25 protein-coding genes are annotated in these 19,909 nt (G+C 68.4%); 8 read left to right on the forward strand and 17 right to left on the reverse strand.

Annotation, left to right across the window (positions count from 1 at the left end; translation table 11 throughout):
• Positions 1-51 precede the first annotated feature (51 nt).
• From ACIBG4_RS11075 to ACIBG4_RS11110, 8 genes are all read right to left on the reverse strand, one after another.
• Positions 52-852, reverse strand: a complete 801-nt coding sequence (locus tag ACIBG4_RS11075) for an SMI1/KNR4 family protein (protein ID WP_397201647.1) — start codon at positions 850-852, stop codon at positions 52-54.
• A gap of 567 nt (positions 853-1,419) precedes the next feature.
• Entirely contained in the window at positions 1,420-1,977 is a 558-nt protein-coding gene (locus ACIBG4_RS11080) for a hypothetical protein (RefSeq protein WP_397201648.1), read from the reverse strand.
• On the reverse strand, positions 1,977-2,303 hold the full coding sequence (locus tag ACIBG4_RS11085) for a PadR family transcriptional regulator (RefSeq protein ID WP_397201649.1): 327 nt from the start codon (positions 2,301-2,303) through the stop codon (positions 1,977-1,979). The genes ACIBG4_RS11080 and ACIBG4_RS11085 overlap by 1 nt, the downstream gene beginning before the upstream one ends.
• A 419-nt stretch (positions 2,304-2,722) precedes the next feature.
• Entirely contained in the window at positions 2,723-3,286 is a 564-nt protein-coding gene (locus ACIBG4_RS11090; protein ID WP_397201650.1) for a carboxymuconolactone decarboxylase family protein, read from the reverse strand.
• Positions 3,286-3,885, reverse strand: a complete 600-nt coding sequence (locus ACIBG4_RS11095; protein ID WP_397201651.1) for a TetR/AcrR family transcriptional regulator — start codon at positions 3,883-3,885, stop codon at positions 3,286-3,288. The genes ACIBG4_RS11090 and ACIBG4_RS11095 overlap by 1 nt, the downstream gene beginning before the upstream one ends.
• 279 nt (positions 3,886-4,164) lie before the next feature.
• Positions 4,165-5,268, reverse strand: a complete 1,104-nt coding sequence (locus ACIBG4_RS11100; RefSeq protein ID WP_397201652.1) for an aminotransferase class I/II-fold pyridoxal phosphate-dependent enzyme — start codon at positions 5,266-5,268, stop codon at positions 4,165-4,167.
• A gap of 174 nt (positions 5,269-5,442) precedes the next feature.
• Positions 5,443-5,934: a GNAT family N-acetyltransferase gene (locus ACIBG4_RS11105; protein ID WP_397201653.1), complete on the reverse strand. Its 492-nt coding sequence runs from the start codon at positions 5,932-5,934 to the stop codon at positions 5,443-5,445.
• 119 nt (positions 5,935-6,053) lie between these two features.
• Positions 6,054-6,386: a cupin domain-containing protein gene (locus tag ACIBG4_RS11110; RefSeq protein WP_397201654.1), complete on the reverse strand. Its 333-nt coding sequence runs from the start codon at positions 6,384-6,386 to the stop codon at positions 6,054-6,056.
• Between the two features lie 70 nt (positions 6,387-6,456).
• Here ACIBG4_RS11110 and ACIBG4_RS11115 point away from each other — a divergent pair, with 70 nt between their 5' ends.
• Positions 6,457-7,407, forward strand: coding sequence for a GlxA family transcriptional regulator (locus ACIBG4_RS11115; protein WP_397201655.1), 951 nt, complete (start codon positions 6,457-6,459; stop codon positions 7,405-7,407).
• 82 nt (positions 7,408-7,489) lie between these two features.
• Here the strand turns inward: ACIBG4_RS11115 and ACIBG4_RS11120 are convergent, their stop codons facing one another.
• Positions 7,490-7,867 carry a dienelactone hydrolase family protein gene (locus tag ACIBG4_RS11120; protein ID WP_397201656.1) on the reverse strand — a complete coding sequence of 126 codons (378 nt, stop codon included), beginning with the start codon at positions 7,865-7,867 and terminating at the stop codon, positions 7,490-7,492.
• 133 nt (positions 7,868-8,000) lie between these two features.
• Complete coding sequence (locus tag ACIBG4_RS11125) at positions 8,001-8,366, reverse strand: winged helix-turn-helix transcriptional regulator (RefSeq protein WP_397201657.1); 366 nt, start codon at positions 8,364-8,366, stop codon at positions 8,001-8,003.
• A gap of 75 nt (positions 8,367-8,441) precedes the next feature.
• On the opposite strand from ACIBG4_RS11125, the gene ACIBG4_RS11130 reads away from it, so the two are divergent.
• The gene (locus ACIBG4_RS11130; protein ID WP_397201658.1) at positions 8,442-9,293 is read left to right on the forward strand and encodes an MBL fold metallo-hydrolase; all 852 of its coding nucleotides are present in this window, start codon (positions 8,442-8,444) and stop codon (positions 9,291-9,293) included.
• The gene (locus ACIBG4_RS11135; protein ID WP_397201659.1) at positions 9,290-10,291 is read left to right on the forward strand and encodes a zinc-binding alcohol dehydrogenase family protein; all 1,002 of its coding nucleotides are present in this window, start codon (positions 9,290-9,292) and stop codon (positions 10,289-10,291) included. Before ACIBG4_RS11130 ends, ACIBG4_RS11135 begins: the two co-directional genes overlap by 4 nt.
• Positions 10,292-10,392: 101 nt before the next feature.
• Here the strand turns inward: ACIBG4_RS11135 and ACIBG4_RS11140 are convergent, their stop codons facing one another.
• On the reverse strand, positions 10,393-10,866 hold the full coding sequence (locus tag ACIBG4_RS11140; RefSeq protein ID WP_397201660.1) for a MerR family transcriptional regulator: 474 nt from the start codon (positions 10,864-10,866) through the stop codon (positions 10,393-10,395).
• Between the two features lie 19 nt (positions 10,867-10,885).
• Positions 10,886-11,758 (reverse strand): SDR family NAD(P)-dependent oxidoreductase, encoded by an 873-nt coding sequence (locus tag ACIBG4_RS11145; protein WP_397201661.1) that lies wholly within the window; start codon positions 11,756-11,758, stop codon positions 10,886-10,888.
• Between the two features lie 194 nt (positions 11,759-11,952).
• On the opposite strand from ACIBG4_RS11145, the gene ACIBG4_RS11150 reads away from it, so the two are divergent.
• Positions 11,953-12,426, forward strand: a complete 474-nt coding sequence (locus tag ACIBG4_RS11150; RefSeq protein ID WP_397201662.1) for a hypothetical protein — start codon at positions 11,953-11,955, stop codon at positions 12,424-12,426.
• A 129-nt stretch (positions 12,427-12,555) separates the two neighbouring features.
• Here the strand turns inward: ACIBG4_RS11150 and ACIBG4_RS11155 are convergent, their stop codons facing one another.
• Positions 12,556-13,227, reverse strand: a complete 672-nt coding sequence (locus ACIBG4_RS11155) for a winged helix-turn-helix transcriptional regulator (protein ID WP_397201663.1) — start codon at positions 13,225-13,227, stop codon at positions 12,556-12,558.
• 112 nt (positions 13,228-13,339) lie between these two features.
• On the opposite strand from ACIBG4_RS11155, the gene ACIBG4_RS11160 reads away from it, so the two are divergent.
• Together ACIBG4_RS11160 and ACIBG4_RS11165 are read left to right on the forward strand one after the other, a co-directional pair.
• Positions 13,340-14,236, forward strand: coding sequence for an SDR family oxidoreductase (locus ACIBG4_RS11160; protein ID WP_397201664.1), 897 nt, complete (start codon positions 13,340-13,342; stop codon positions 14,234-14,236).
• Positions 14,237-14,267: 31 nt separating this feature from the next.
• Positions 14,268-14,402 carry a hypothetical protein gene (locus tag ACIBG4_RS11165; protein ID WP_397201665.1) on the forward strand — a complete coding sequence of 45 codons (135 nt, stop codon included), beginning with the start codon at positions 14,268-14,270 and terminating at the stop codon, positions 14,400-14,402.
• 65 nt (positions 14,403-14,467) lie between these two features.
• Here the strand turns inward: ACIBG4_RS11165 and ACIBG4_RS11170 are convergent, their stop codons facing one another.
• Together ACIBG4_RS11170 and ACIBG4_RS11175 are read right to left on the reverse strand one after the other, a co-directional pair.
• Complete coding sequence (locus tag ACIBG4_RS11170) at positions 14,468-15,358, reverse strand: alpha/beta hydrolase (RefSeq protein ID WP_397201666.1); 891 nt, start codon at positions 15,356-15,358, stop codon at positions 14,468-14,470.
• Positions 15,359-15,416: 58 nt separating this feature from the next.
• Positions 15,417-16,019, reverse strand: a complete 603-nt coding sequence (locus tag ACIBG4_RS11175) for a GNAT family N-acetyltransferase (RefSeq protein ID WP_397201667.1) — start codon at positions 16,017-16,019, stop codon at positions 15,417-15,419.
• Between the two features lie 121 nt (positions 16,020-16,140).
• Here ACIBG4_RS11175 and ACIBG4_RS11180 point away from each other — a divergent pair, with 121 nt between their 5' ends.
• Positions 16,141-17,112 (forward strand): TetR/AcrR family transcriptional regulator C-terminal domain-containing protein, encoded by a 972-nt coding sequence (locus ACIBG4_RS11180; protein WP_397201668.1) that lies wholly within the window; start codon positions 16,141-16,143, stop codon positions 17,110-17,112.
• A 29-nt stretch (positions 17,113-17,141) separates the two neighbouring features.
• Here the strand turns inward: ACIBG4_RS11180 and map are convergent, their stop codons facing one another.
• A complete protein-coding gene (gene map, locus ACIBG4_RS11185; RefSeq protein ID WP_397201669.1) occupies positions 17,142-17,924 on the reverse strand; it encodes a type I methionyl aminopeptidase in 783 nt (260 codons plus the stop codon).
• A gap of 66 nt (positions 17,925-17,990) precedes the next feature.
• On the opposite strand from map, the gene ACIBG4_RS11190 reads away from it, so the two are divergent.
• Positions 17,991-18,293, forward strand: a complete 303-nt coding sequence (locus ACIBG4_RS11190) for a helix-turn-helix domain-containing protein (protein WP_397201670.1) — start codon at positions 17,991-17,993, stop codon at positions 18,291-18,293.
• 129 nt (positions 18,294-18,422) lie between these two features.
• On the opposite strand, the gene ACIBG4_RS11195 is transcribed toward ACIBG4_RS11190, so the two are convergent.
• Positions 18,423-19,874, reverse strand: a complete 1,452-nt coding sequence (locus tag ACIBG4_RS11195) for an MFS transporter (protein ID WP_397201671.1) — start codon at positions 19,872-19,874, stop codon at positions 18,423-18,425.
• Positions 19,875-19,909: the final 35 nt, after the last annotated feature.

Here is a 19,909-nt window from a genome sequence, read left to right on the forward strand (position 1 = left end):
ACAAGATTGCCTCCAGCGGGGACTCGGCTCCGGGATGATCGCGAACAGGACTCACCGGGTAGTGGAGTGGCCGAGGTGTGCCCGATCTTCTCGTCTGCCACGTCCAGGCAGCCCAGCAGACTTGCCCGCCAACCATGGGTCATCTTCGGGATACGGGACTTCCAGGCCGCGTCCGTTGATGACGCCACCATGCCGCCGATGATTCTGGCGTTCAGGATACGAAGTTTCCAGGTCACGTCCGCCGACCCAGCGGTCGAACCACTCTGCTAGCGACGAGCAGATCGCCACGACCCCGACCTCGGGGGACTGCTCGTCGGGAAAGTCCCACCCGTCGGCGTCCCAGAGGCATACGGGGTTACCTGGCTGAGTGAGCGACATGTACCAGTACATGGAGCACCCAGCGGCCACGAGCGGGAGCCCGAGCACACTGCTTACCTCCGGGTATTTCTCGTATATTTCGAGCGCGTCAGGGCCGCCCTCGGACTCCCGGTGTCCGCCGGGCGGAAGGCCTAGAAGGTCGTAGGAGGGGCCGAAGCCACCGTTGCTCACCTCCGTGTACACCCGTCGTAGGAGCTCGGGCAATTCGCAGCGGATGCGTCGCTCGCAGACACGCAGGTCCGCCTCGGAGATCGGTGGGTACGGGGGCTCGTGCAGGACATCCCTGAAGTACTTGACGGCTTCGGGGGCGCCCGCTTCCAAGGCGGCCTTGATGAGGTGATCAGGGGTGGGGTCCTCGACGCTGAGTTGGGTGATGCTGCCACCTTCACGGAGCGGCCGCCGCGTGTGGCGGATGCGGCTACTGATGTCCTCGCCGTATTCACGTATGAGCCAGTCCAGCGGAACGTAGACCATGTCGTGCTGCCGTGCGGGATCCCAGGCCCGTAGCCGAATGCGCTGGATTAGATCATCGTGTGACATGGACGCCAGAATGCCAGTGAATGTCCATTTATGCTGGCGAGTAAGGCCAGATCGGGTTGCCGCGGTGAGAGCCACCTGGGCTGACGATCAAGAACTGAGGCGAACCGGTCGGAACGGCCGGAGCCCTGCTGACCAGTCCAACGAACGTGTCCAGACAGCGCCGGAGTTCGGGGGCTTACGGATCAGAAGGTGCGTGCCCGTTGCGTGCCCGTTCGGACGGCGATCAGCGGGCAGTCACGGGGACTCAGCGGCACTCGCCTCCACGCCCATTCTGGGCAAGGCGTGAGACGAACGCACCGCACTCGGCATGGACTACGCCGAGGCCGTCCTCATCATCCGCCGCGCCATCACGGCCCACTCCAACGGTCGCCCCCATCGAGGCCACCGAGGTCAAAGCCCCCGCCAACCGCTACGAGATCGGCTACCACCGCGAACTCGCCGACGGCCCAGTAGCCGACATCGCCCCGCAGGGCCTCCCTCCGACAGCGTCGCCCTCATGATCTAAAGCGGTTGGCGCTCATCAGTCTCGTTACCAGGACGGACTTCTGGTGAGCGCGCAACATAAACGTAAGAGGTGCCATCAGAGTGGAACTCGTATCTGGCGAGCCACTTGCGTCTCGTATCGGCCTTCGCAGGCAGAAGGAGCAGGTAGGCCACTCCGAACATCAGCGCCGGTACCCAGTACGGCAGCGTCGACTGGACCAGCGCAAAGTACAGGCCATATATGAGTGCAGCGAAGACCAATCGCCGCTCCAGGAAGAACCTGCCTTGAATGTCGTCTCTAGCCCACCAGCGATACCGCCAGGGCAGTCGAAACGCGAACGTCTGGTACGGCAGCCAGTACCACACGGGCGGATGTTCGCGTAAACGCAGCATGAACCCACTGCGGAGCACGTCCACACAGTCGCGCATGGTCGGGCGGCTCTGTCCTGGCTCGGCCAGGTCTAGCAGCGTGCCCAGCAGTTCCGCGCCACGGGATTCTCGGAAACGAGGTGGATAGGCCAGACGCATCAGTAACTGGCAGCGGCGCTCGTAGGCGGAGGTGATGTCGGGGGTCATCACATCCCCATCCCGGGCTGAAGGTTCAGGCGTCGCTGAGCGGTGGCGGCCAGGCGTGCCAAGCGGGTGGTCTCTTCGGCCAGCATCTGACGACCATGGCCGGTCAGGTCGTAGTAGCGACGGTGACGGCCGGAGACGACCTCCTCCTTGACCACGATCACCAGTCCATCGCCCGCCAGTCGATCCAGAGCCCCGTAAAGGGTGCCCGCACCAAGTTGTACTCGTCCTTCGGACAACCCTCCCACCGCTTTGATCACGCCGTATCCGTGAAGGGGGCCTTGAGAAAGAGCCAGCAGGATCAGGTAGCTCTGCTCGCGTAGCGCCATATCCGATATATATCGTCATTCGTACTATCGTCACAAGTGCGACCGACGTACGGTGGGTGGCGCCGGAGAACCTGTCCGATCTCGACATCCGTCCCACACAGTGGCGACAGCTCCGGGATTATCTGGAGGGACGGCACTCCCACGTTGATTGACATGCCGGAACTCCATCAGGCGAAGGTCCCGGGTGAGTGACGAACTGAGTGACAATCGCCCTGGATCAGTCCGGACCGCTGTGGATTTCGGCGGACTGTTTTCCCAGGTCGGAGCAGGAGTTGGTCACTGTCCCGCTCCTACCGTGGTTGCCTCGAAAAGGGAGAGGTCCCGGGTTCAAGTCCTGGTAGCCCCACATGGTTGGAGCAGCTCAGACGCTCTGGCGTCGCCGGGTTCGCCGGGACGACGCCGGGCCGGCCTGGGAACTGTCAGACTGCCGCCTGCGCTCGGGTCCATTCCTGGTCCTGCCAGGCGGGGTCGAGTGGGGTATGGGCGATGTGGTTGGTGTAGTTCGACAGCGTCTTCATGCCGACGCCGAGCACGATGTCCAGCACGTTCCGGCGGGTGTGGCCGGCGGCCAGGAATGCCTCGATCTCGGCCTCGTCCACCCAGCCACGCTGGGCCACCACCGCGCGGGTGAGCCGGCGGACCGCCTCCAGCGCCTCGTCGGCGACGGGCTTGCCCGTTCGCAGGGCCTCGACGACCTCGGCCGGTACCCGCGCACGCAGCGCGAGGGTGGAGTGCGCGGCCACGCAGTACTCGCAGCCGTTCTCCACGCTGGCAGTGATCAGCACCACCTGCTTGGCCGCCAGGGACAGTGACGACTTGCCGAACTGCTCGGCCAGCGCGTTGTAGCCCGCCAGCAGTTCCGGCGACTCGGCCATCACGCCGTTCAGCGTGGTCACGAACCCCATCCGCTTCTTGGCCGCCTCCAGCATCGGCCGGGCTGCCTCGGGGGCATTGCTCTCGTCGTAGGTGCGGAAACCGCTCATCATCTCTCCTCGGTAGTGGTGAAACCATCAAGTACGGCACGCACGCCCGCCAGCAGGACGGCCGCCTCGGCGCCGGCTCGCGAGCGCAGGTTGACCGCGTAGGCCTGCAGGGCCAGTGCCTCGGCGGCCGCATCCACGTCCAGGTCGGTGCGGAGCTGGCCGTCGGCTCGGGCGGTCTCCAGCGCGGTCCGCATTGCCGCCTGCAGTGCGTCGTGGTGGCGGTTCAGAATTTCGCGGATCTCGGGAAGATCGCCGCCGGTCGTCGCATGAGTGTTGGTGACCAGACATCCCCAGCGGGCGTGCTCGCCCGAGCACCGGGCCGCCACCAGCCGTTCGAAGAACGCGGCGATGGCCGGCACGCCGCGGGTGTCGGCGGCTAGGGCGTCGAACACCGGCCGTGACTGCTGTTCCAGATAGCGGCCCAGCGCAGCCGCGTGCAACTGCGCTTTGCCGCCGAAGGTCGCATACAGGCTGGAGCGGCTGAGCCCGGTCGTCTCCACGATCTCGGCGATGCCGGTGGTGTCGGCCCCGCGCTGCCAGAACAGGTGCACCACCTGGTCCAGAACCACGTCAGTATCGAAGTGCTTGATGTCGGGCATCTCGCCATCTCCCATCTTGGAACGACTAGTCCAAGATAGAGGGTGGCGAAGGTCGGCGCAATCCCTTGTAGCTGTCGTCCCGGTGTCAGGCCGGACATAGCAGCGCATGAGGGCATAGAAGGGCAAGCCGTACGCCCCACAAGGATTCTGGCTTCCATGGCGGGCATCTCCGCGGCCGCGGCCCTGACCGAGTGCACCGCGACCAGCGACACCGAGGGCAGCGTGCCGCCCGCGACGACCAGCGCCGCAGCACACCGAAAACCGCGTTTGTGGAGTGCGTCAAAGGACGCAGGAGCCTGCGCCCTGCCACTCCGGCCAGGCTCGGACGAGCGTGGCCATCCCCTTGGGGAACAGGGCCCTGCCCATGCCGAACCGCAGGTGCTGTCCAGCATGCTGGAACATCACATCAGGAGCCAGCAGCACACCGTGACGGTCGACCAGCCACTCGGAGAACGCCCGCGCCTCCGTCGCCGTCAGCCACGGATACGCGCAGGTCCCGCCGACCGGGGGCACCCAGTCCCATCCAGGCGTGGATTCCACGAACGAGGCCAGCGCGGCCGCGTTGGCGCGGACCAGGCCGTTGGCGCGATCCAGAAGCGCGGGAGCCGCCTGCAGGCCGGCGATGGCGAGGACTTCGCTCGGCGCGCTGGTGGCCAGCGTCGTCCAGTAGCGGTAGTCCAGCAGGCGCTCCGTCACCGCTGCGTTCTGCGTGACCGTCCAGCCGATCCGGACCCCGGCCATGCCCAGCACCTTGGACACGCCCGTGACCGAGATCGCGTTGGAGCTCAGCGCCGCCGCGGACGGGAGCCGGCGCCGCGGCTCCAGTTCGATGCCTCGGTAGATCTCGTCGCTCAGCAGGAGGGTCTCGGTGCCGTCCACCAGGCCCAGAAGCTCCTCGAAGACCGGCGCTTCCGGCAATGCTCCCGTGGGGTTGTGGGGGAAGTTCGCCACGATCAGCCGGGTGTTCGGCCGCAGGGCGCGCCTGATCTCGTCCACGTCCAGGCGCCAACCGTCCTCCCGCCGGAGACGGATCTCGGTCACCTCCGCCCCGATCGCGCGTGGTACGTCGATCAGCAGCTGGTACGTGGGGCCGATGACCACCACGTGGTCGCCGGGGCTGAGGATGACGTTGAGGAGGACGAACACCGCCTCGGTGGCGCCGGCGAAGACCTGCACCGCCGACCCCGACGGGAGACCGGAGGACCGGGCGGCCAACTCCCTCAGCAACGGGTGGCCCGGGGACTCGGTGTAGCCCAGCGTCAGGGACTCGTACCACCGACGCGTGTCCTCGGGGGCGACCTCCCACAGCGCATCCAGCGACAGTCCTTCGGTGTCTGATCCGGTCAGGTTCACCCGGCACGTGAACTCATGCTCGGCGAACATGCGCTCGATCAAGAACGGAGGCAGTTGCACGTCGCGATCCCGTCTGCTGGTAGGCGTGTCGACCGGGCGGCTGTTCCTGGGCCATGTGTGAAGGCAGTGGCGCTGTAGGAGGCCGCCTCCCGCGCCCGAAGGGCTACGGGGCGGGCGCGTGACAGGCGAAGCCTTCCAGAGAGCCTAGTGTTTCTCCGTGTCGGCGGAGAAGCGGGCGTACTGCACGAGGACCGGGCGCAGCCCCCTGCGCTTGTAGAGGCGCTGGGCACCGGCGTTGGCTGCCAGAGTCCCGATGAGCAGATCGCCGATGCCGAGCCGTTTCAGCTCCTCGTCCACTTGGTCCAACAGCAGCGTGCCGATGCCGTTGCCTCGCTCGGCCGGAGCGACGGAGAGCGTCTGAAGCTCCGCCATACGGCTACCCGTCACCCAGGTGTCGTCGGGCCCCGACTGGATCTCCACGAAGGCGTAAGCGACCGCCCGGCTGTGACGTTCGGCAAGCAGGATGAACGAGTCCTCCTCCAGAATCCAACGCCGATAACAGGAACGGCGCAACTCCCAGGAACGCTCGTCCGAGAAGTACGCGAATCCCGGCTGGACGGACCGGTGGTGCTCGTGCAGCGCCAGCCACAGTGGCTCCAGGCGATCGATGAACTCAGCCCCTCCCTTGTGGAGCAAGATGTCACCATGGGTGTAGCCGGCCTGACTCATCGAAGCTTCGACCGGCCTCGGCGACGGCGATCACTTTCCGTGGTAGGCGCGCCGGACGCGCGGTGAGACGCCTGCATTGGCCAGGTCTACCCTTCCGGATAGAAGAGGAACAGCGTGCAGCCCGTCGTCGTCTGCGGGACGTGGGAGGAACCTGCGGGGGCGTGGATGAAGGAGCCGGCCGGGTAGTCCCGGTCTCCGTCGTTGAAGACACCGGAGACCACGAAGACCTCCTCGGGACCCGGTTCGTGGACGTCGACTCCCTGCCAGCAGGTGTTCGCGTCCATCTCCAGCACATACGCCTTCGCGCCGTTGTCCCCGTGCCACAGCGGGCGCAGACGGATGCCCGGGAACACCTCGCGGACCGGGGCGTCCTGGACGGCGGTCCACACATAGCCGGACGTGTTGTGTTCTGTCGTCATGGGGCCAGCTTGGCGGCCGACCGTCGTCCCGCCGAGTGTCTGGAAAGACATCGTGAGGTACTTTTCAGCCATGCATCGCGTGGTAGCGCTCGTCCGCCCCCCGCAGTCGACGTTCGAGCTCGCCTGCGCGGCCCAGGTGTTCGGGGTGGAGCGGGCGGGACTCCCGACGCGGTACGCCTTCGGCGTGTGCACCGAGCGCCCCGGCCCGGTCTCGACGTACGCGGGTTACGACATGCTCGTGACCGGCGGGCTGGACGCGCTCGACCGGGCCGACACCGTGATCGTCCCTGGCTGGCTGCCCGCACAGGAACCACCCTCGCCCTCGGTCGTGCGGGCGCTGCGCCGCGCGCACTCCCGTGGAGCTCGGGTGGTCAGCATCTGCTCCGGCGCCTTCGCGCTGGCGCACGCCGGTCTGCTGGACGGACGAGAGGCGACCACCCACTGGGCGCTGGCGGACCAGCTCGCCGGGCGCTTCCCGCACATCCGGGTCGATCCGGACGTGCTGTACGTGGACCACGGCGACGTGGCCACCAGCGCCGGCGCCGGGGCCGGCATCGACCTGTGCATGCACCTGGTCCGCAGCGACCAAGGCGCCCGGTATGCCGCACACATCGCACGGACCATGGTCATGCCGCCCCACCGCGAGGGCGGGCAGTTGCAGTACTCGGCGCCACCGCACCCGGCACAGATCGACGGCACGCTCGCGCCGCTGCTGGAGTGGATCACCGAGAGACTCGGCGAACCGGTGACCATCGAGAGCATGGCCGCGCATGCGGGCGTCTCAACACGTACCCTCACCCGGCGGTTCACCGACCAGCTCGGCACCAGCCCCGGGCAGTGGCTGCTCGCCCAGCGGATCGCCGCGGCTCAGGACCTGCTGGAGTCCTCCGACCTCCCGTTGGACGCCATCGCCCACCGCGTGGGTCTCTCCTCGGCCACGAACCTGCGCAGGCGCTTCCTCAACACCCTGGGCACGACGCCCGGCGCCTACCGCCGGGCGTTCCGGGCCAAGCCACGATGATCATCCGCTGGTCCAACGACGCCCGCCCCGCGTCCTGCGCAGGGCTGGCACTGCGGGGCCTGTGCGGCTCCAGCGGGCGTGATCAAACGGCGCATACGTCGTCCTTGGTGCCGTCGGGCGGCCACCGCGTTGCCCTACCTCCCGACCGCACGCCAGAAACCTGCCGTGGCGACCGGTATTGGACTGGCCGGATCACTCCGTCAGGGTCGGCGAGCAGCGGCATGCAACGGGCCAGCATCTCCTCGGGGTCGGTGAGCAAGCGCCCACCGTGGAGGTCGAAGGCCAGCGCCACGTATCCCAGCTCGGCGAGCGCATCGGCTCGGCGGCGCTCGACGTCGCTGAGCCCTGGCCCCTCGGGCCCGACCAGGACCGCGGGCCGGCGGTCGACACCGGCCGGGAGCGCAAGGTGCCCGATCATCGTCAGGCCGTCGGCTGGGTACTCGACCGTGCGCGTTGTCACTGTCGTGAGACTGGACTGTAGTGATCGTCGAGCCTCGGTCGGGCCGGCGTTCACGGCCGGCAGAACAGCGCGGGGTGTGCCTCTGAAATGGGGTGATGGCTCATAGGGCCCGCCGATGCCGGGCGTACTACCGTCACCCTTGGCCGTCAAGGGGCGTGGCGGGAAGGGTGATCCACTCCAGCGCCCACCGGTTCAGATCGAGCAGCACCGCGCCGAGCGCGGCACCTTTCTCGGTCAGCCGGTAGTCGACCCGTACCGGAGTGGTGCTTCGGACGTGCCGCTCGATGAGCCCATCAGCCTCGAGATCCTTCAAGCGCTGCGACAGCAGCTTGTCTGTCATGCCGGGAATGGCCGCCGCGATGTCGCTGAACCGCGTGGCTCCGCCGAGCAGCGCCCGCAGCACCGTCGCGGCCCAGCGGCGACTCAGGGTGTCCATCGCCGTGGCGTAGTACGGGCAGTACGGCCGGATGTCGTCCGGGTCCAGCCGGCGATGTGACATGACTCACCTTCCTATCGAACTATCTCTTCGATAGCTTCTTACTTATTGATAGTAGTTCATCGACAAGGAGCGAGCATGCCCGACGTGAGCAGAACCGCCGAGCTATCGTACGAGGTGTGGGTTTCCCGGCAGATCCCCACGAGCGGGACGCTTCCCACCGGTGCGCCCCAGCAGTGGTCGCCGCTTTCGACGACCCTCATCCACGGCACGAACGACGCGGTCCTCGTCGACCCGCCGTTCACCGTCGAGCAGACCCGGCAGGTCGGCGACTGGATCGATCGCTCAGGCAAGCGGTTGACCCACATCTATGTCACCCATGGCCACGGCGATCACTGGTTCGGCGCGTCCCTGCTGGTCGAGCGCTTTCCCGGAGCGGTGGTCGTCGCCACCGAGGGCACGATCCGGATGATGCACGCCTCGGTCAGCGGGCGGCGCCGGTCGTTCTGGGAGACGTTGTTTCCCGGACAGCTCCCCGACCTGCGTGTGACCGCCCAACCGGTGCCGGCCGGAGGGCTCGTGCTCGAAGGGCACCGGCTGCATCCGGTCGAGGTCGGCCACAGTGACGGCGACGACTCCACTGTGCTGCACGTGCCGACGCTCGGCCTCGTCGTCGCCGGCGACGTCGCGTACAACAACGTGCACCAGTACCTCGCCGACGGCGGGTTCGACGGCGGCATCGACGCCTGGCTCCAGGCCATCGAAACAGTGCGCGCCCTGCGGCCGGCAGCGGTGGTGGCCGGGCACAAGGATCCCGCTCGTCCGGACGATCCGGGCATCCTCGACGAGACTGCCGAATACCTGCGCACCGCCCTCAAGGTGATCGCCACCAAGCCGACTCCCCGTACGTTCTTCGACGAGATGACCCGGCGCTATCCGGAGCGCGTCAACCCGGGCACCGTCTGGCTCAACGCGCAGCGGGTGGCATGATGCGCGCCGTACGCTTCCACCAGTTCGGCGACGTCGGGAACCTGCGGATCGACCAGGTGCCGCGGCCGGTGCCCGACGGCGCCGAGGTGCTGATCCAGATCATTCGTGCCGGGGTGAGCCCGCTCGACGACAAGGTCCGCAACGGCGTGCTGCCCCCGCGGATGCGCAAACCGCTGCCACTGGTTCCCGGTGCCAGCGCTGTGGGCCGGGTCATTGACCCCGGCGCCTCCGAACATGCGCCCGGGACGCGCGTCCTGCTGTGCGGCTGGGGCTATGGCACGAAACTCGACGGCATGTGGCGTGAAGAAGCGGCCGTCCCGGCCGACCACCTCGTGCCCATCCCCGACCACGTCGGCGACGATGACGCCGCGGCCCTGGCGGCCGGCGCCGGATATCTGACCGCGTGGCTGGCGCTCACCAGGGTCACCCGCGTCCAACCGGGACAGGTCGTATTGGCACCCGGCATGTACGGTGCGGTGGCCTCGGCCGCAGCGCAGGTGGCTCCGATCCTCGGCGCCTCCAGGGTCATCTCCACCTCCCGCGGCGCCGACCGTCTCGCCGCGATCCCGCAGACCAGCGGTCTCGCCGTCATCGACCTCGAGACCGAAACCCTGGCCGCGGGTGTCGCCCGGCTGACCGACGGAGCGGGGGTGGACGTGGTCCTCGACAGCCTCGGCGGCGAGCTCACCGGTCAGGCGCTCGCCGCGCTGCGCCAGGGCGGGGTCGTGGTCAGCATCGGATACACCGCCGGCACCAAGGCGGCCATCGACGTCACCGACCTGATCTGGAAAACCGCCCGGCTTGAGGGCTTCCTGTTCACCGCGTTCACCCAGCAGGAACTCGCCGACACCTACGTCACCTTGCTCGGGCACCTGGCCGAAGGCACCCTGCGGCCGGCGACGGACCGCGTCTACCCGCTGGAGCAGGCCGCCGAGGCGCAGCGCCGGGTCGTCGAGGACCGCCCGATCGGCAGGGTCTTCCTCGACCCGCGGGCGTAGCAGCTTCCGGACGGAGCCGAACGCGGGCCGGCGGACCTACTCGTCTGGGTGCGCCTGAGAAGTCTCGTCAGGGTTTGTTGCGCGGTCACCCCGGCCGCCGGTCAGCCTTCTGGGTGCCCGCCGTAGACGCGGATCTTGTATTCGGTCGTCTCCAGGGCGAGAGTGAGCTCGCGGATCTGCCGCACGATGCGGTCGCGCTGGTCGAGCATGATGCGTCGGCGCTCCGGGATGGTGCTCGGGCCCTGCTCGACGAGGGCGATGTAGCGCTTGAGATCCTGCATGGTCATTCCCGACAGCCGCATCCGGGTGAGGAAGATGAGGCGGCGCAGGTCGAACGCCGAGTATTCGCGGTAACCGGAGGCGTTGCGTGCCGGCCGTACGAGTCCCTCCTGCTCGTAGTAGCGGAGGGTGTGGGGAGACAGGCCGATCAGGCGGGCGGCCTCGGCGACACTCTTGGGTGCCGCCGAGGCCTCGATCGTGGTGTCGTCGAGGAGTTCGTGCAGCGCATCGATGACTGACGCGGACGGTTCGTCGCCGGCGGCGAGGATGCGCTCGACAAGGTCTTCGGTGGCCATGTTCGACAGGGTACGGAGCTCAGAACGCGCGTAGCGCCGGCGGCATGCCGGGAAAGTCGGCCGTCTGGCTTACATCCGCCCACTTCTCGACGTCGCTGAGCGCGTTCCTGTAGCTGCGGGTGAGGTTGCGCACGGCCTCGGCGCCGAGCGGAAGCCTGAGCGGCGCGTCGGGCGTGTCGAGCATGTCGCGGATGACCGAGGCGGCGCGCGCCGGGTCGCCCTCCTGGATGCCGTCGGCCTCGGCCATGTTCGCGCGGACGGCGCCGAGCACCTCGTCGTAGATCGGGCTCTGGTCCGCGGTGTTGAGTACCTCGGCGGAATTGAAGGCGGTGCGGAAGCGGCTGGGCTCGGCGATGAGGACGCGGACGCCGAACGGCGCGACCTCGCCCGCCAGCGCCTCCGACCAGCCTTCGAGCGCGAACTTGCCGGCCGAGTAGCTGCCGACGCCGGGGAAGGACATCCGCCCACCCTGACTGCTCATCTGCACGATCGCACCGGAACGACGCTCACGCATGTGCGGCAGCACCGCGCGCACGTAGGCGGCCGGGCCGAAGAGGTGCTGCTCGAGCATGTCGCGCAACTGCGCGTCCGTGACCTCCTCCGCGGCGCCCACCTGCCCGGCTCCGGCATTGTTGACGAGTACGTCGACGTGTCCGAATGCGTCGAGCGCGCGCTGTACGACCGCCGCGGCCGCGTCCGTGTCGCGCACGTCGTGCTCGACCGGCAGCAGCCGGTCACCGTACTGAGCCCGGAGCGCGTCGAACCGGCCGACCCCCCGCGCCGTGCCGAGCACCTGCTCGCCCGCGGCCAGCGCCGCCTCGGCCAACGCCAGGCCGAGCCCGGAGCTCGCACCGGTGATGATCCAGGTCTTGGTCCCGTTTGTCGTAGTCATGACGCCGAAGATAGACATTCGAGCGCACTCGAAGGCAAGCAGGCTTCCGGCGCGGCGGCGCGGGCCGTGAAGTCCCGCGATGGCCTTTTGATCTTTTGGAAAGTGACTAAGGTCGTATCTCGTCCGACGGTCGAGACTTACGGCCGGAGCACTGCATCTCCCCGTCCCGAGGTCCGCCCGGAGGGTGAGCGGTTGTGGGTTTCTGGGGGATGCAGGCGATGAAGCACCGCGCGCTGTTGTGCTGGATGGGTGCCATCCTTCTGTCCACCCTTCCCCACTGGGCTTCGTTACCCGTAGACACAGAGATCTACATCTGCGCCCATCTGGACACCGAAGACGGATACACCGGTCGTGATGTGCTCGGCCTGGGCTTCGGCGCGATGGCCACTCTTCTTCCCCTTGCTCTGATGGCGCTGGCCGTGGCCGCATGGCGATCACGGCCCCAGAGGCGTCGGCTCCTGGCCTGGGCAGGAGCGGGCGGAGCGCTCGCGACAGCCGCTTACTACGCGCTGTCGACCGTCGCGTTCTTCTCCCCCTATTGCCCTGACGGTTCGCAGGGGCCTGGGCTCGTGCTCCCGCTCTACGGCGCTGTCGCTGCGCTCGTCCTGATCGCCGGTGTGCCACGAGCCGAGGACAAGCCCGACGCTGCGGCCGGGACGCGGTCATGAACAGCGGGCGTCACTCGGCGTCGTGCGCCGGCAGGTCGGCGTGGAGTGGTCGAGCCGGCCCAGCATTGGTGGAGAGGAGCCGTCCGTCCCGCGCGACGAGGAGGCGCGTGGGCAGGCTGATGGCCTCGGCTATGCCGATGGCGTCTCGGCCGTTTCCGGGCGGGGAAAGGCCTCGAGTAGACGTTCGATCGCGCTGACGTCGCCGGACACGGCGATGTCTCCGGCGTGTACGGCGTCCTGCAGGTCACGCTTCCGGGTCAGTACGGTGGCGAACGTCCTGGGGTCGGTGGCGATGGTGGCGTCGGGCGCGTCGAGGTCGCCGCGGGTGATGGCGATGGCGTCCGCGGTGACGCGTACCGTGACGTGGTCGTCGCCGAAGATCAGTGTGTAGGTCGCTGACAGGCCGCGGCTTGCCTCCGGGTCGAAGTCTCCCTGGAGCGCCAGCATGAGGGCGTCGACGCTGATGTCCGCGTCGAGGTCGCGAAACGGTGAGAGCCGGCCCCAACGGCCGAGGTGGACGAGAACCGGTTGAAGCTGTCGCCCCCAGTCGGTCAGCTCGTACACCCAGGACCGGGCGGGTGGTCCGAGCTTGCGCCGACGCACGATGCCGGACTGTTCGAGCTCGCTGAGCCGCTGCGACAGGCGGTTCGGGCCGACGTTCGGCAGTCCGCTCCGCAGGTCGCTGAAGCGCTTCGGACCGAGAAGCAGCTCGCGTACGACCAGGAGCGCCCAACGCTCGCCGACCAGGTCGAGGGCGTGTGCGGCGGCGCAGGCGTCGCCGTAGGTTCGCGTGCTTGACACACCACCGAGTCTAACCGAGGGCTCGTTCCGATACGGGCATTATTAGTATCGTTATTGTACTAAAAAGTACTTATATGTAACCTCTTGGTGTTCCCGAACGGAAGAAGGAACGATGATCCTCATCACAGGAGCGAACGGACGTCCCGGATCGGCCACCGTCCGTGAGTTCGCACGACGCGGCACACCGGTCCGCGCACTCGTGCGGGACCCCAAGAAGGCGAAGGATCTGCGGGCACTGCCGGGCGTCGACGTGGTGCACGGCGACATGCTCTGGCCCGAGACGCTGGAGTCCGCGCTGGCCGGGGTGGACCGGGTGCTGATGATCAGCGGCGCCGGCCCGGAGCTGCTGGAGACGCAGTGCACGTTCATCGACGCCGCGATCAAGGCGGGCGTCGGTCACATCGTGAAGTTCTCCGGCAAGGACTCGGTCGACGGGTTCGACAATGAGAAGTTCCGTTCCACCCGGAGCCACGAGCAGATCCTGCGCTACCTTGTCGCCTCCGGCATGCCGTGGACACTGCTGCGGCCGAGCCAGTTCATGCACGTGTACTTCGAGGAGGTGCCGGACATCGCCGGTTCCGGCGAGCTTCGCCTGCCGCTCGGGGACACGACGATGGCACCGATCGACATCGACGACATCGCCAAGATCTCCTACGCCGTGCTCACCACGCCCGGCCACGAAGGCAAGACCTACCCCATGACCGGTCCCGAGGCCTTGACCATGACCGACATCGCCGGCCATATCTCCGAGGCCATCGGCAAGCCGGTCCGCTACCGCGACGTGACCTCGGAGGAGAAGCGGCGGGCCTGGCTGGCGGCCGGGTACCCGCCGCCGCGTGCCGGCGCGTTCGCGCAGCTCTTCCAGGAGCGCAGCCGGCTGGGCCGCTCGAGCGTCGACCTGACCACCCACGAGCGCTTCGGAGTCGAACCGACCACCTTCGCGCAGTTCGCCCGTCGATACGCCGACGTCTTCCGCGGCGCCACCGACTACGCCGTCACCCCCGCCTGAGCAACCCGGAGACATCAGTGAATCTCCGTACATGGACTTCCGGTCCGGCGGACCGGAGTACCGCACCCGCGTCAAGGCGACCTTCGCCGCCGACGTGGACGACGTGCTCACCGGGACACCATCCAGCCATGTACGAAGAGGAGACCCACCGTGCCGCAACTCCTGATCGAAGCTCCCATCGGCATCAGCGACCACGCCAAGCGGAAGATGATGTCAGCGCGCCCCCGTCGGTCAGCGGGTCGCGAGTTCGGCGAAGATGTCCACCAGTTCGGCCCGGTCGAACGGGCCCACATGGGGTGCCGCGACGCTGCGGACGTCCGTCAGGTTGTCCGGGGTGAGGCGGTCGGCCTCTGCGATGAATCGGTCCTGCAGCGCCGGCGGGATCAGCCGGTCAAGGGTGAAGCGCACATACGTCCGCGGGATCCGGCCCCAGGTGTGCGCTTCGCCACGGGCTTCGGCCAGGGGAATGCCGGCGGTCTCGTCCGGCTCCAGCAGGTTGAGCAGGCGGCTCACCCCCTCGTCGGTGAAGTCCGCGGCCAGGGCGCTCTTGACGGCTCCGAACACCGCCGGATCGGCCGAGCGCCAGTTGACCCGGGTCACCCCCAGCACCGCTGGATCGGCGACCATCGCGGCGCTGATCTGGGGAATCAGGCTCTCGCTGTTCTCCGGGGTTTCGAGGTAGGCGACCATGTTCGGCAGGTCGACGCAGCAGTACGCCGCGACGTAGACCACCCGGTCGATCAACTCGGGGATGGCGTTGCCGACTCTGCTCACGGTGACGCCGCCCTGGCTCATGCCGACCAGGATCACCGGCCCGTGGCGGCGGGCGCGGCGTACCACCTCCCCGACGCGCTCGACGTAGTCGTCGATGGTGATCTTGGCGAGCGGCGACGGCTCGGTGGCCAGCGCGTCGAGGTCCTGCGGGGCCTGGTACGAACGGGGGTAGAACGCCTCGCGGCCGTGTCCGGGTAGGTCGACGGCCACGCACCGGTGCCCGCGCAGGGTGAGCTCGCTGGTCAGCCCCGATGCCCAGGCGGAGGAGGAGTTGGTGCCGTGGATGAACACCAGGGTCGGCGGGCGCCGGTCGGCGTCGCGGGCGTCGGCTTCATGGTTCGTTGTCATTGAGGTTCGCTTTCCTTGTGTCCGTCGGACGGGTGGGACGGGTGGTGGGAGTCGGCGGTCAGCGGTGCGGTGGGCGCCACATCGGCCACAGGAGCGGGCTGTCCGCCACGCGGACCGGTTCGCCGAGATCCTCGAACCCGTGCCGCTGATAGAGGGCACGGCTCCGCGGCGAGCTCGCCTCCAGATACGCCGGGAGCCCGTCGGCGTCCGCTCGCGCCAGCCGGTGCCGCAGCATGGCCGAGCCGAGTCCGGCGCCCTGCCGCCCGCTGACCACTCCCATGCAGGAGAGGTAGAGGTGCGGTTCGCGGTCGGGGTGCCGTTGAGCCAGCGCCTGACCGAGAGCGGCCAACCGGGCGCCGTTCTCACCGAAGACCGCGCCCAGGGCCGCCTCCGGAAGCTGTTCATAGGGCGTCTGGCCGGCGGCCAGCGTCAGCCACACCGACGCACCTTCGGGACGCCCGACCAGGTACGCCTCCCCGGCGGGATGGGTGACCAGGGACCCGTAGAAGAACGGCTGGAGACGACCTCGTTCACCGGCCTCGGGGAAGATCCAGCAGACGACCGGATCGCTCATGAACGCCTCGGTGAGGACGTCCACCACCGCCTGCCGCTCTGTCCCATCCGCCTGCCGTACGGTTGCGTACGGCGTATTCTCTGTCATGAGTACAGGGTATAGAGAGCTGGCTCCACATGGGCTTTCTTGCGCCATTCAGGCAGAAGAAGTGCACTAGTGCGATAGAAATGAACTAGTACACTTCAGCAGTCCATGGATCGGGGGCCCCATGCCGTCGTCAACGCAGCGACCGGATCCGCCGTACCGGCGGATCGTCGCGGAGATACGTGCCCGGATCCTGTCCGGCGACCTGCGGCCCGGCGATCGGATGCCTTCCATCCGGCAGATCGCCCAGCGATGGGGGGTGGCGGTCGCCACCGCGACCAGGGTGATGGCGACTCTCCGCGACGAGGGCCTGGTCGAGGCGAAGGTCGGTTCCGGCACCGTGGTCAGCGCCCGCGCCCGCGCGGGTCAGGAGCAGCCGCCCGGCCCGGCCACGTCGCCGAGACCGCGGCCGGCCGGCGTCCCCAAGCAGGCACTGAACCGGGAGCACGTTCTCCGCGCCGCCATCGCGATCGCCGACGTCGAGGGACTCGACGCCGTGTCCATGCGGCGCCTGTCGGCCGAGCTCGGCGTCGCTCCCATGTCGTTGTACCGGCATGTGGCGAACAAGGACGAGCTGGTGACGCAGATGGTCGACGAAGCCTTCGGCGCGGCGGAGCTGCCCGTTCCGGGACCTAAGGGGTGGCGGGCCAAGCTCGAACTGATCTCCCGCCGGCAGTGGGAGCTGTGCCGGCGACACCTCTGGCTGCCCAGGGCCGTCTCGTTCACCCGCCCGTCGCTCGTGCCCAGCATGATGGCGCACACCGAGTGGACCCTGCGCGCACTCGACGGGCTGGGGCTGCCCATGGCGACCCGGATTCGCGAGGCACTCACGTTGCACGCACTGGTCCTCACCGTCGCGCTGTCCATGGCGGACGAGGTCGAGGCGGAGCAGGAGACCGGGGTGACGCTCGACGGGTGGTGGCTGGCACAGCGGAAACGTGCCGACGAACTCCTCGAAAGCGGACGATTTCCGCTGCTGGCCACTATTTCCGGGGAAACAGTGTTGGACCTGGACGGGCTGTTCGAGTACGGCCTGGCATGCCATCTCGACGGGTTCGCCGCCCTGGTGGAGGGGCAAGCGCGAACGCGGTCATGAGAGGTTGCCCGCAAGCGGGGGCGCCCACCTCACGACTGCGCCTGCTTGGGCAAGGTGAGGATCTCGGCTCCGTCGTCGGTGATGGCGATCGTGTGCTCGCTGTGTGCCGTCCGGCAGCCTGTCGCACTCCGCAGCGTCCACCCGTCGGCATCGGTGACGAGCTCGGCGGTGTCCGCCATGACCCACGGCTCCAGTGCCAGCAGCAGCCCAGGGCGCAGTTTGTATCCACGGCCGGGCCGTCCGGTGTTCGAAACGTGCGGGTCCTGGTGCATCGTTGATCCGATGCCGTGACCTCCGAACTCGGTGTTGATCGAGTACCCCGCCTCGCTGAGGACCGTGCCGATGGCATGGGAGATGTCGCCGGTCCGGGCCCCTGGCCCGGCGGCGGCGATCCCCGCGGCCAGCGCGCGTTCGGTCGCACTGATCAGTGCGACGCTCTCCTGGGGCTTAGCGTCGCCCACGATGAAGCTGATGGCAGCGTCCGCGGCGACTCCGCCCTTGGAGACGGCGAGGTCGAGTGTCAGCAGATCGCCGTCGGCAAGCGGGTAGTCGTACGGCCGTCCGTGGAGCACGGCGTCGTTGACGGCCGTGCAGATGTAGTGGCCGAACGGGCCGCGTCCGAAGGACGGCTCGTAGTCGACGTAACAGGACAGCGCTCCCGCCTCGACGATCATGGTTTTGGCCCACCGGTCGATGTCCAGGAGGTTCGTGCCGATCGTGCTACGGCTCTTCAGCGTCTGCAGGATGTCGGCGACCAGGGCGCCTGCCTCCCTTGCTCGAGGCAGCTCGGTGGGGTTCAAGATCTCGATCATTCGGCGCCTTCCTCACGCGACCAATAACTATCCCGGCCAAACTATACCGGTACTATCATCAGAGTCATGGTCAGGTTGCCCCTCACGCCCGCAGAGGTCGAGCGCGGACAGCGCCTCGGCGCCCTCCTACGTCGGGCCCGGGGAGAGCGCTCGATGCTGGAGACCGCGCTCGACGCGCATGTCTCACCGGAGACCCTCCGGAAGATCGAGTCGGGCCGCGTGGCGACCCCCGCCTTCCCGACGATCGCGGCGATCGCCGATGTCCTCGGCCTCTCCCTCGATGCGGTGTGGGCCGAGATCAGCCGCCCCGAACATGGCGTCGGACCGGCCAACTCTGATCACAACGCGCGTGAGCAGCTGACCTCGTAAGCCGCGACCGGAGCGTCCCCGATGAGTACGCCCAGCACTCCTGAGCGGCGGGCGATCTCGTAGAGCCTCATGGCCTATGCCGAAACGCCCGGCGCGCGCTTCGGGCGCGCCGGGCGGAAGGCCGACGTTTCAGGAGGCCACAGGGGCCGCCGCCTCCTCCGGGGCCGGCCGGTCGGCGGTGGCCGGGGTCGGCCGGCGCATGACCAGGAGTGCCACGGCGAACGCCGCGAGCAGCAGCCCGGCGGAGATGGTGAACGCGAGCCGGTATCCGCCGGTCAGCGCGGCGGCCTGGCCGGCGCCGGTGGCCAGGAGCTCCCCGGTCCGGGAGGCGGCCATCGTGGACAGCAGGGCGACGCCGATGGCCATGCCGACCTGCTGGGTGGTGTTGAACAGCCCGGAGGCGAGGCCCGCGTCGCTCTCCCGCGCCCCCGACATGGCCAGCGTGGCCAGGGCCGGCAGCACCAGGCCGCCGCCCGAGATCAGCAGCATCGGAGGGAGCAGGTGCGTGACGTACCCGGCGTCCACCGTGACCCGGGTGAGCACGAGCATCGCCGCGACGAGCAGGACCAGGCCGGCCAGCAGGACGGCGCGGGCACCGAAGCGGGCGTTGAGCCGGGCCGAGACGAACAGGGAGATCGAGCCGATGCCGACCGCGGCCGGGAGCATGGCGAGGCCGGTGTCCAGCGCGCCGTAGCCGAGGACCCGCTGCATGTAGAGGGCGACGAGGACCTGGAAGGCGAACATGCCGGACAGGGCCAGCATCTGGGCGAGGTTCGCGCCGGCCACGTTGCGCGAGCGCAGGATCCGCAGCGGCATGAGCGGCGCCTTGGCGGTGGCCTGCCGTACGACGAACCCGGCCAGCAGGGCCAGCGACACAGCGCCGAGACCGAGCGTGTGGGCGGCCAGCCAGCCGTACTCCTCGACCTTGACCACCGTGTAGATGCCGAGCATGAGTCCGGTGGTCACGAGCACGGCGCCGGCCACGTCCGCGCCGGCGGCCAGGCCGAGCCCGCGATCGGCGGGCAGGGCCCGCAGCGCGAGCCCGACGGTGACCACTCCGATCGGCACGTTGATGAAGAAGATCCAGGGCCAGCTCAGGGCGTCGGTGAGTACGCCGCCCAGGACCTGGCCGATCGACGCGCCCGCCGCCCCGGTGAAGCTGAAGATCGCGATCGCCTTGCCCCGTTCGCCGGGATCGGTGAACAGCGTCACCAGGATGCCCAGGACCACGGCGGAGGCCAGCGCGCTCCCGACTCCCTGGAGGAACCGGGCGGCGATCAGCAGGCCGGGACCGGTGGCCGCGCCCGCCAGCAGGGAGGCGGCCGTGAAGATCGCGTTCCCGGCGAGGAACATCGTCCGGCGCCCGATCAGGTCACCCAGCCTGCCCGCCAGGAGCAGCAATCCGCCGAAGGGGATCAGGTAGGCATTGATGATCCAGCTCAGTCCGGCGGGCGAGAAGCCCAGGTCCTCCTGGATGACCGGCATCGCGACCGTCACGATGCTGCCGTCAAGGACCGTCATCAGTCCCGTCGCGGACAGCACGCCCAGTGCTGTCCAGCGCGAGTTTCCCACGTGCGACATGTTCTCTCCCGTCGTTGAGCTCGACAGGAGAGACC

Origin of the sequence: Nonomuraea sp. NPDC050383 (assembly GCF_044459125.1) — a bacterium.
In the GTDB taxonomy this organism is placed as follows: Bacteria; Actinomycetota; Actinomycetes; order Streptosporangiales; family Streptosporangiaceae; genus Nonomuraea.

Bases quoted from the DNA above. Each gene is read 5' to 3' on its own strand.
- ACIBG4_RS11115 (WP_397201655.1), top strand. From the start codon at position 6,457: ATGCATCGCGTGGTAGCGCTCGTCCGCCCCCCGCAGTCGACGTTCGAG.
- map (WP_397201669.1), bottom strand. From the start codon at position 17,924: ATGATCGAGATCTTGAACCCCACCGAGCTGCCTCGAGCAAGGGAGGCA.
- ACIBG4_RS11165 (WP_397201665.1), top strand. From the start codon at position 14,268: ATGGACTTCCGGTCCGGCGGACCGGAGTACCGCACCCGCGTCAAGGCG.
- ACIBG4_RS11085 (WP_397201649.1), bottom strand. From the start codon at position 2,303: ATGGCGCTACGCGAGCAGAGCTACCTGATCCTGCTGGCTCTTTCTCAA.
- ACIBG4_RS11145 (WP_397201661.1), bottom strand. From the start codon at position 11,758: ATGACTACGACAAACGGGACCAAGACCTGGATCATCACCGGTGCGAGC.
- ACIBG4_RS11160 (WP_397201664.1), top strand. From the start codon at position 13,340: ATGATCCTCATCACAGGAGCGAACGGACGTCCCGGATCGGCCACCGTC.
- ACIBG4_RS11190 (WP_397201670.1), top strand. From the start codon at position 17,991: ATGGTCAGGTTGCCCCTCACGCCCGCAGAGGTCGAGCGCGGACAGCGC.
- ACIBG4_RS11175 (WP_397201667.1), bottom strand. From the start codon at position 16,019: ATGACAGAGAATACGCCGTACGCAACCGTACGGCAGGCGGATGGGACA.
- ACIBG4_RS11130 (WP_397201658.1), top strand. From the start codon at position 8,442: ATGCCCGACGTGAGCAGAACCGCCGAGCTATCGTACGAGGTGTGGGTT.
- ACIBG4_RS11100 (WP_397201652.1), bottom strand. From the start codon at position 5,268: ATGTTCGCCGAGCATGAGTTCACGTGCCGGGTGAACCTGACCGGATCA.
- ACIBG4_RS11140 (WP_397201660.1), bottom strand. From the start codon at position 10,866: ATGGCCACCGAAGACCTTGTCGAGCGCATCCTCGCCGCCGGCGACGAA.
- ACIBG4_RS11095 (WP_397201651.1), bottom strand. From the start codon at position 3,885: ATGCCCGACATCAAGCACTTCGATACTGACGTGGTTCTGGACCAGGTG.
- ACIBG4_RS11080 (WP_397201648.1), bottom strand. From the start codon at position 1,977: ATGACCCCCGACATCACCTCCGCCTACGAGCGCCGCTGCCAGTTACTG.
- ACIBG4_RS11125 (WP_397201657.1), bottom strand. From the start codon at position 8,366: ATGTCACATCGCCGGCTGGACCCGGACGACATCCGGCCGTACTGCCCG.
- ACIBG4_RS11075 (WP_397201647.1), bottom strand. From the start codon at position 852: ATGGTCTACGTTCCGCTGGACTGGCTCATACGTGAATACGGCGAGGAC.
- ACIBG4_RS11110 (WP_397201654.1), bottom strand. From the start codon at position 6,386: ATGACGACAGAACACAACACGTCCGGCTATGTGTGGACCGCCGTCCAG.
- ACIBG4_RS11090 (WP_397201650.1), bottom strand. From the start codon at position 3,286: ATGAGCGGTTTCCGCACCTACGACGAGAGCAATGCCCCCGAGGCAGCC.
- ACIBG4_RS11170 (WP_397201666.1), bottom strand. From the start codon at position 15,358: ATGACAACGAACCATGAAGCCGACGCCCGCGACGCCGACCGGCGCCCG.
- ACIBG4_RS11180 (WP_397201668.1), top strand. From the start codon at position 16,141: ATGCCGTCGTCAACGCAGCGACCGGATCCGCCGTACCGGCGGATCGTC.
- ACIBG4_RS11195 (WP_397201671.1), bottom strand. From the start codon at position 19,874: ATGTCGCACGTGGGAAACTCGCGCTGGACAGCACTGGGCGTGCTGTCC.
- ACIBG4_RS11135 (WP_397201659.1), top strand. From the start codon at position 9,290: ATGATGCGCGCCGTACGCTTCCACCAGTTCGGCGACGTCGGGAACCTG.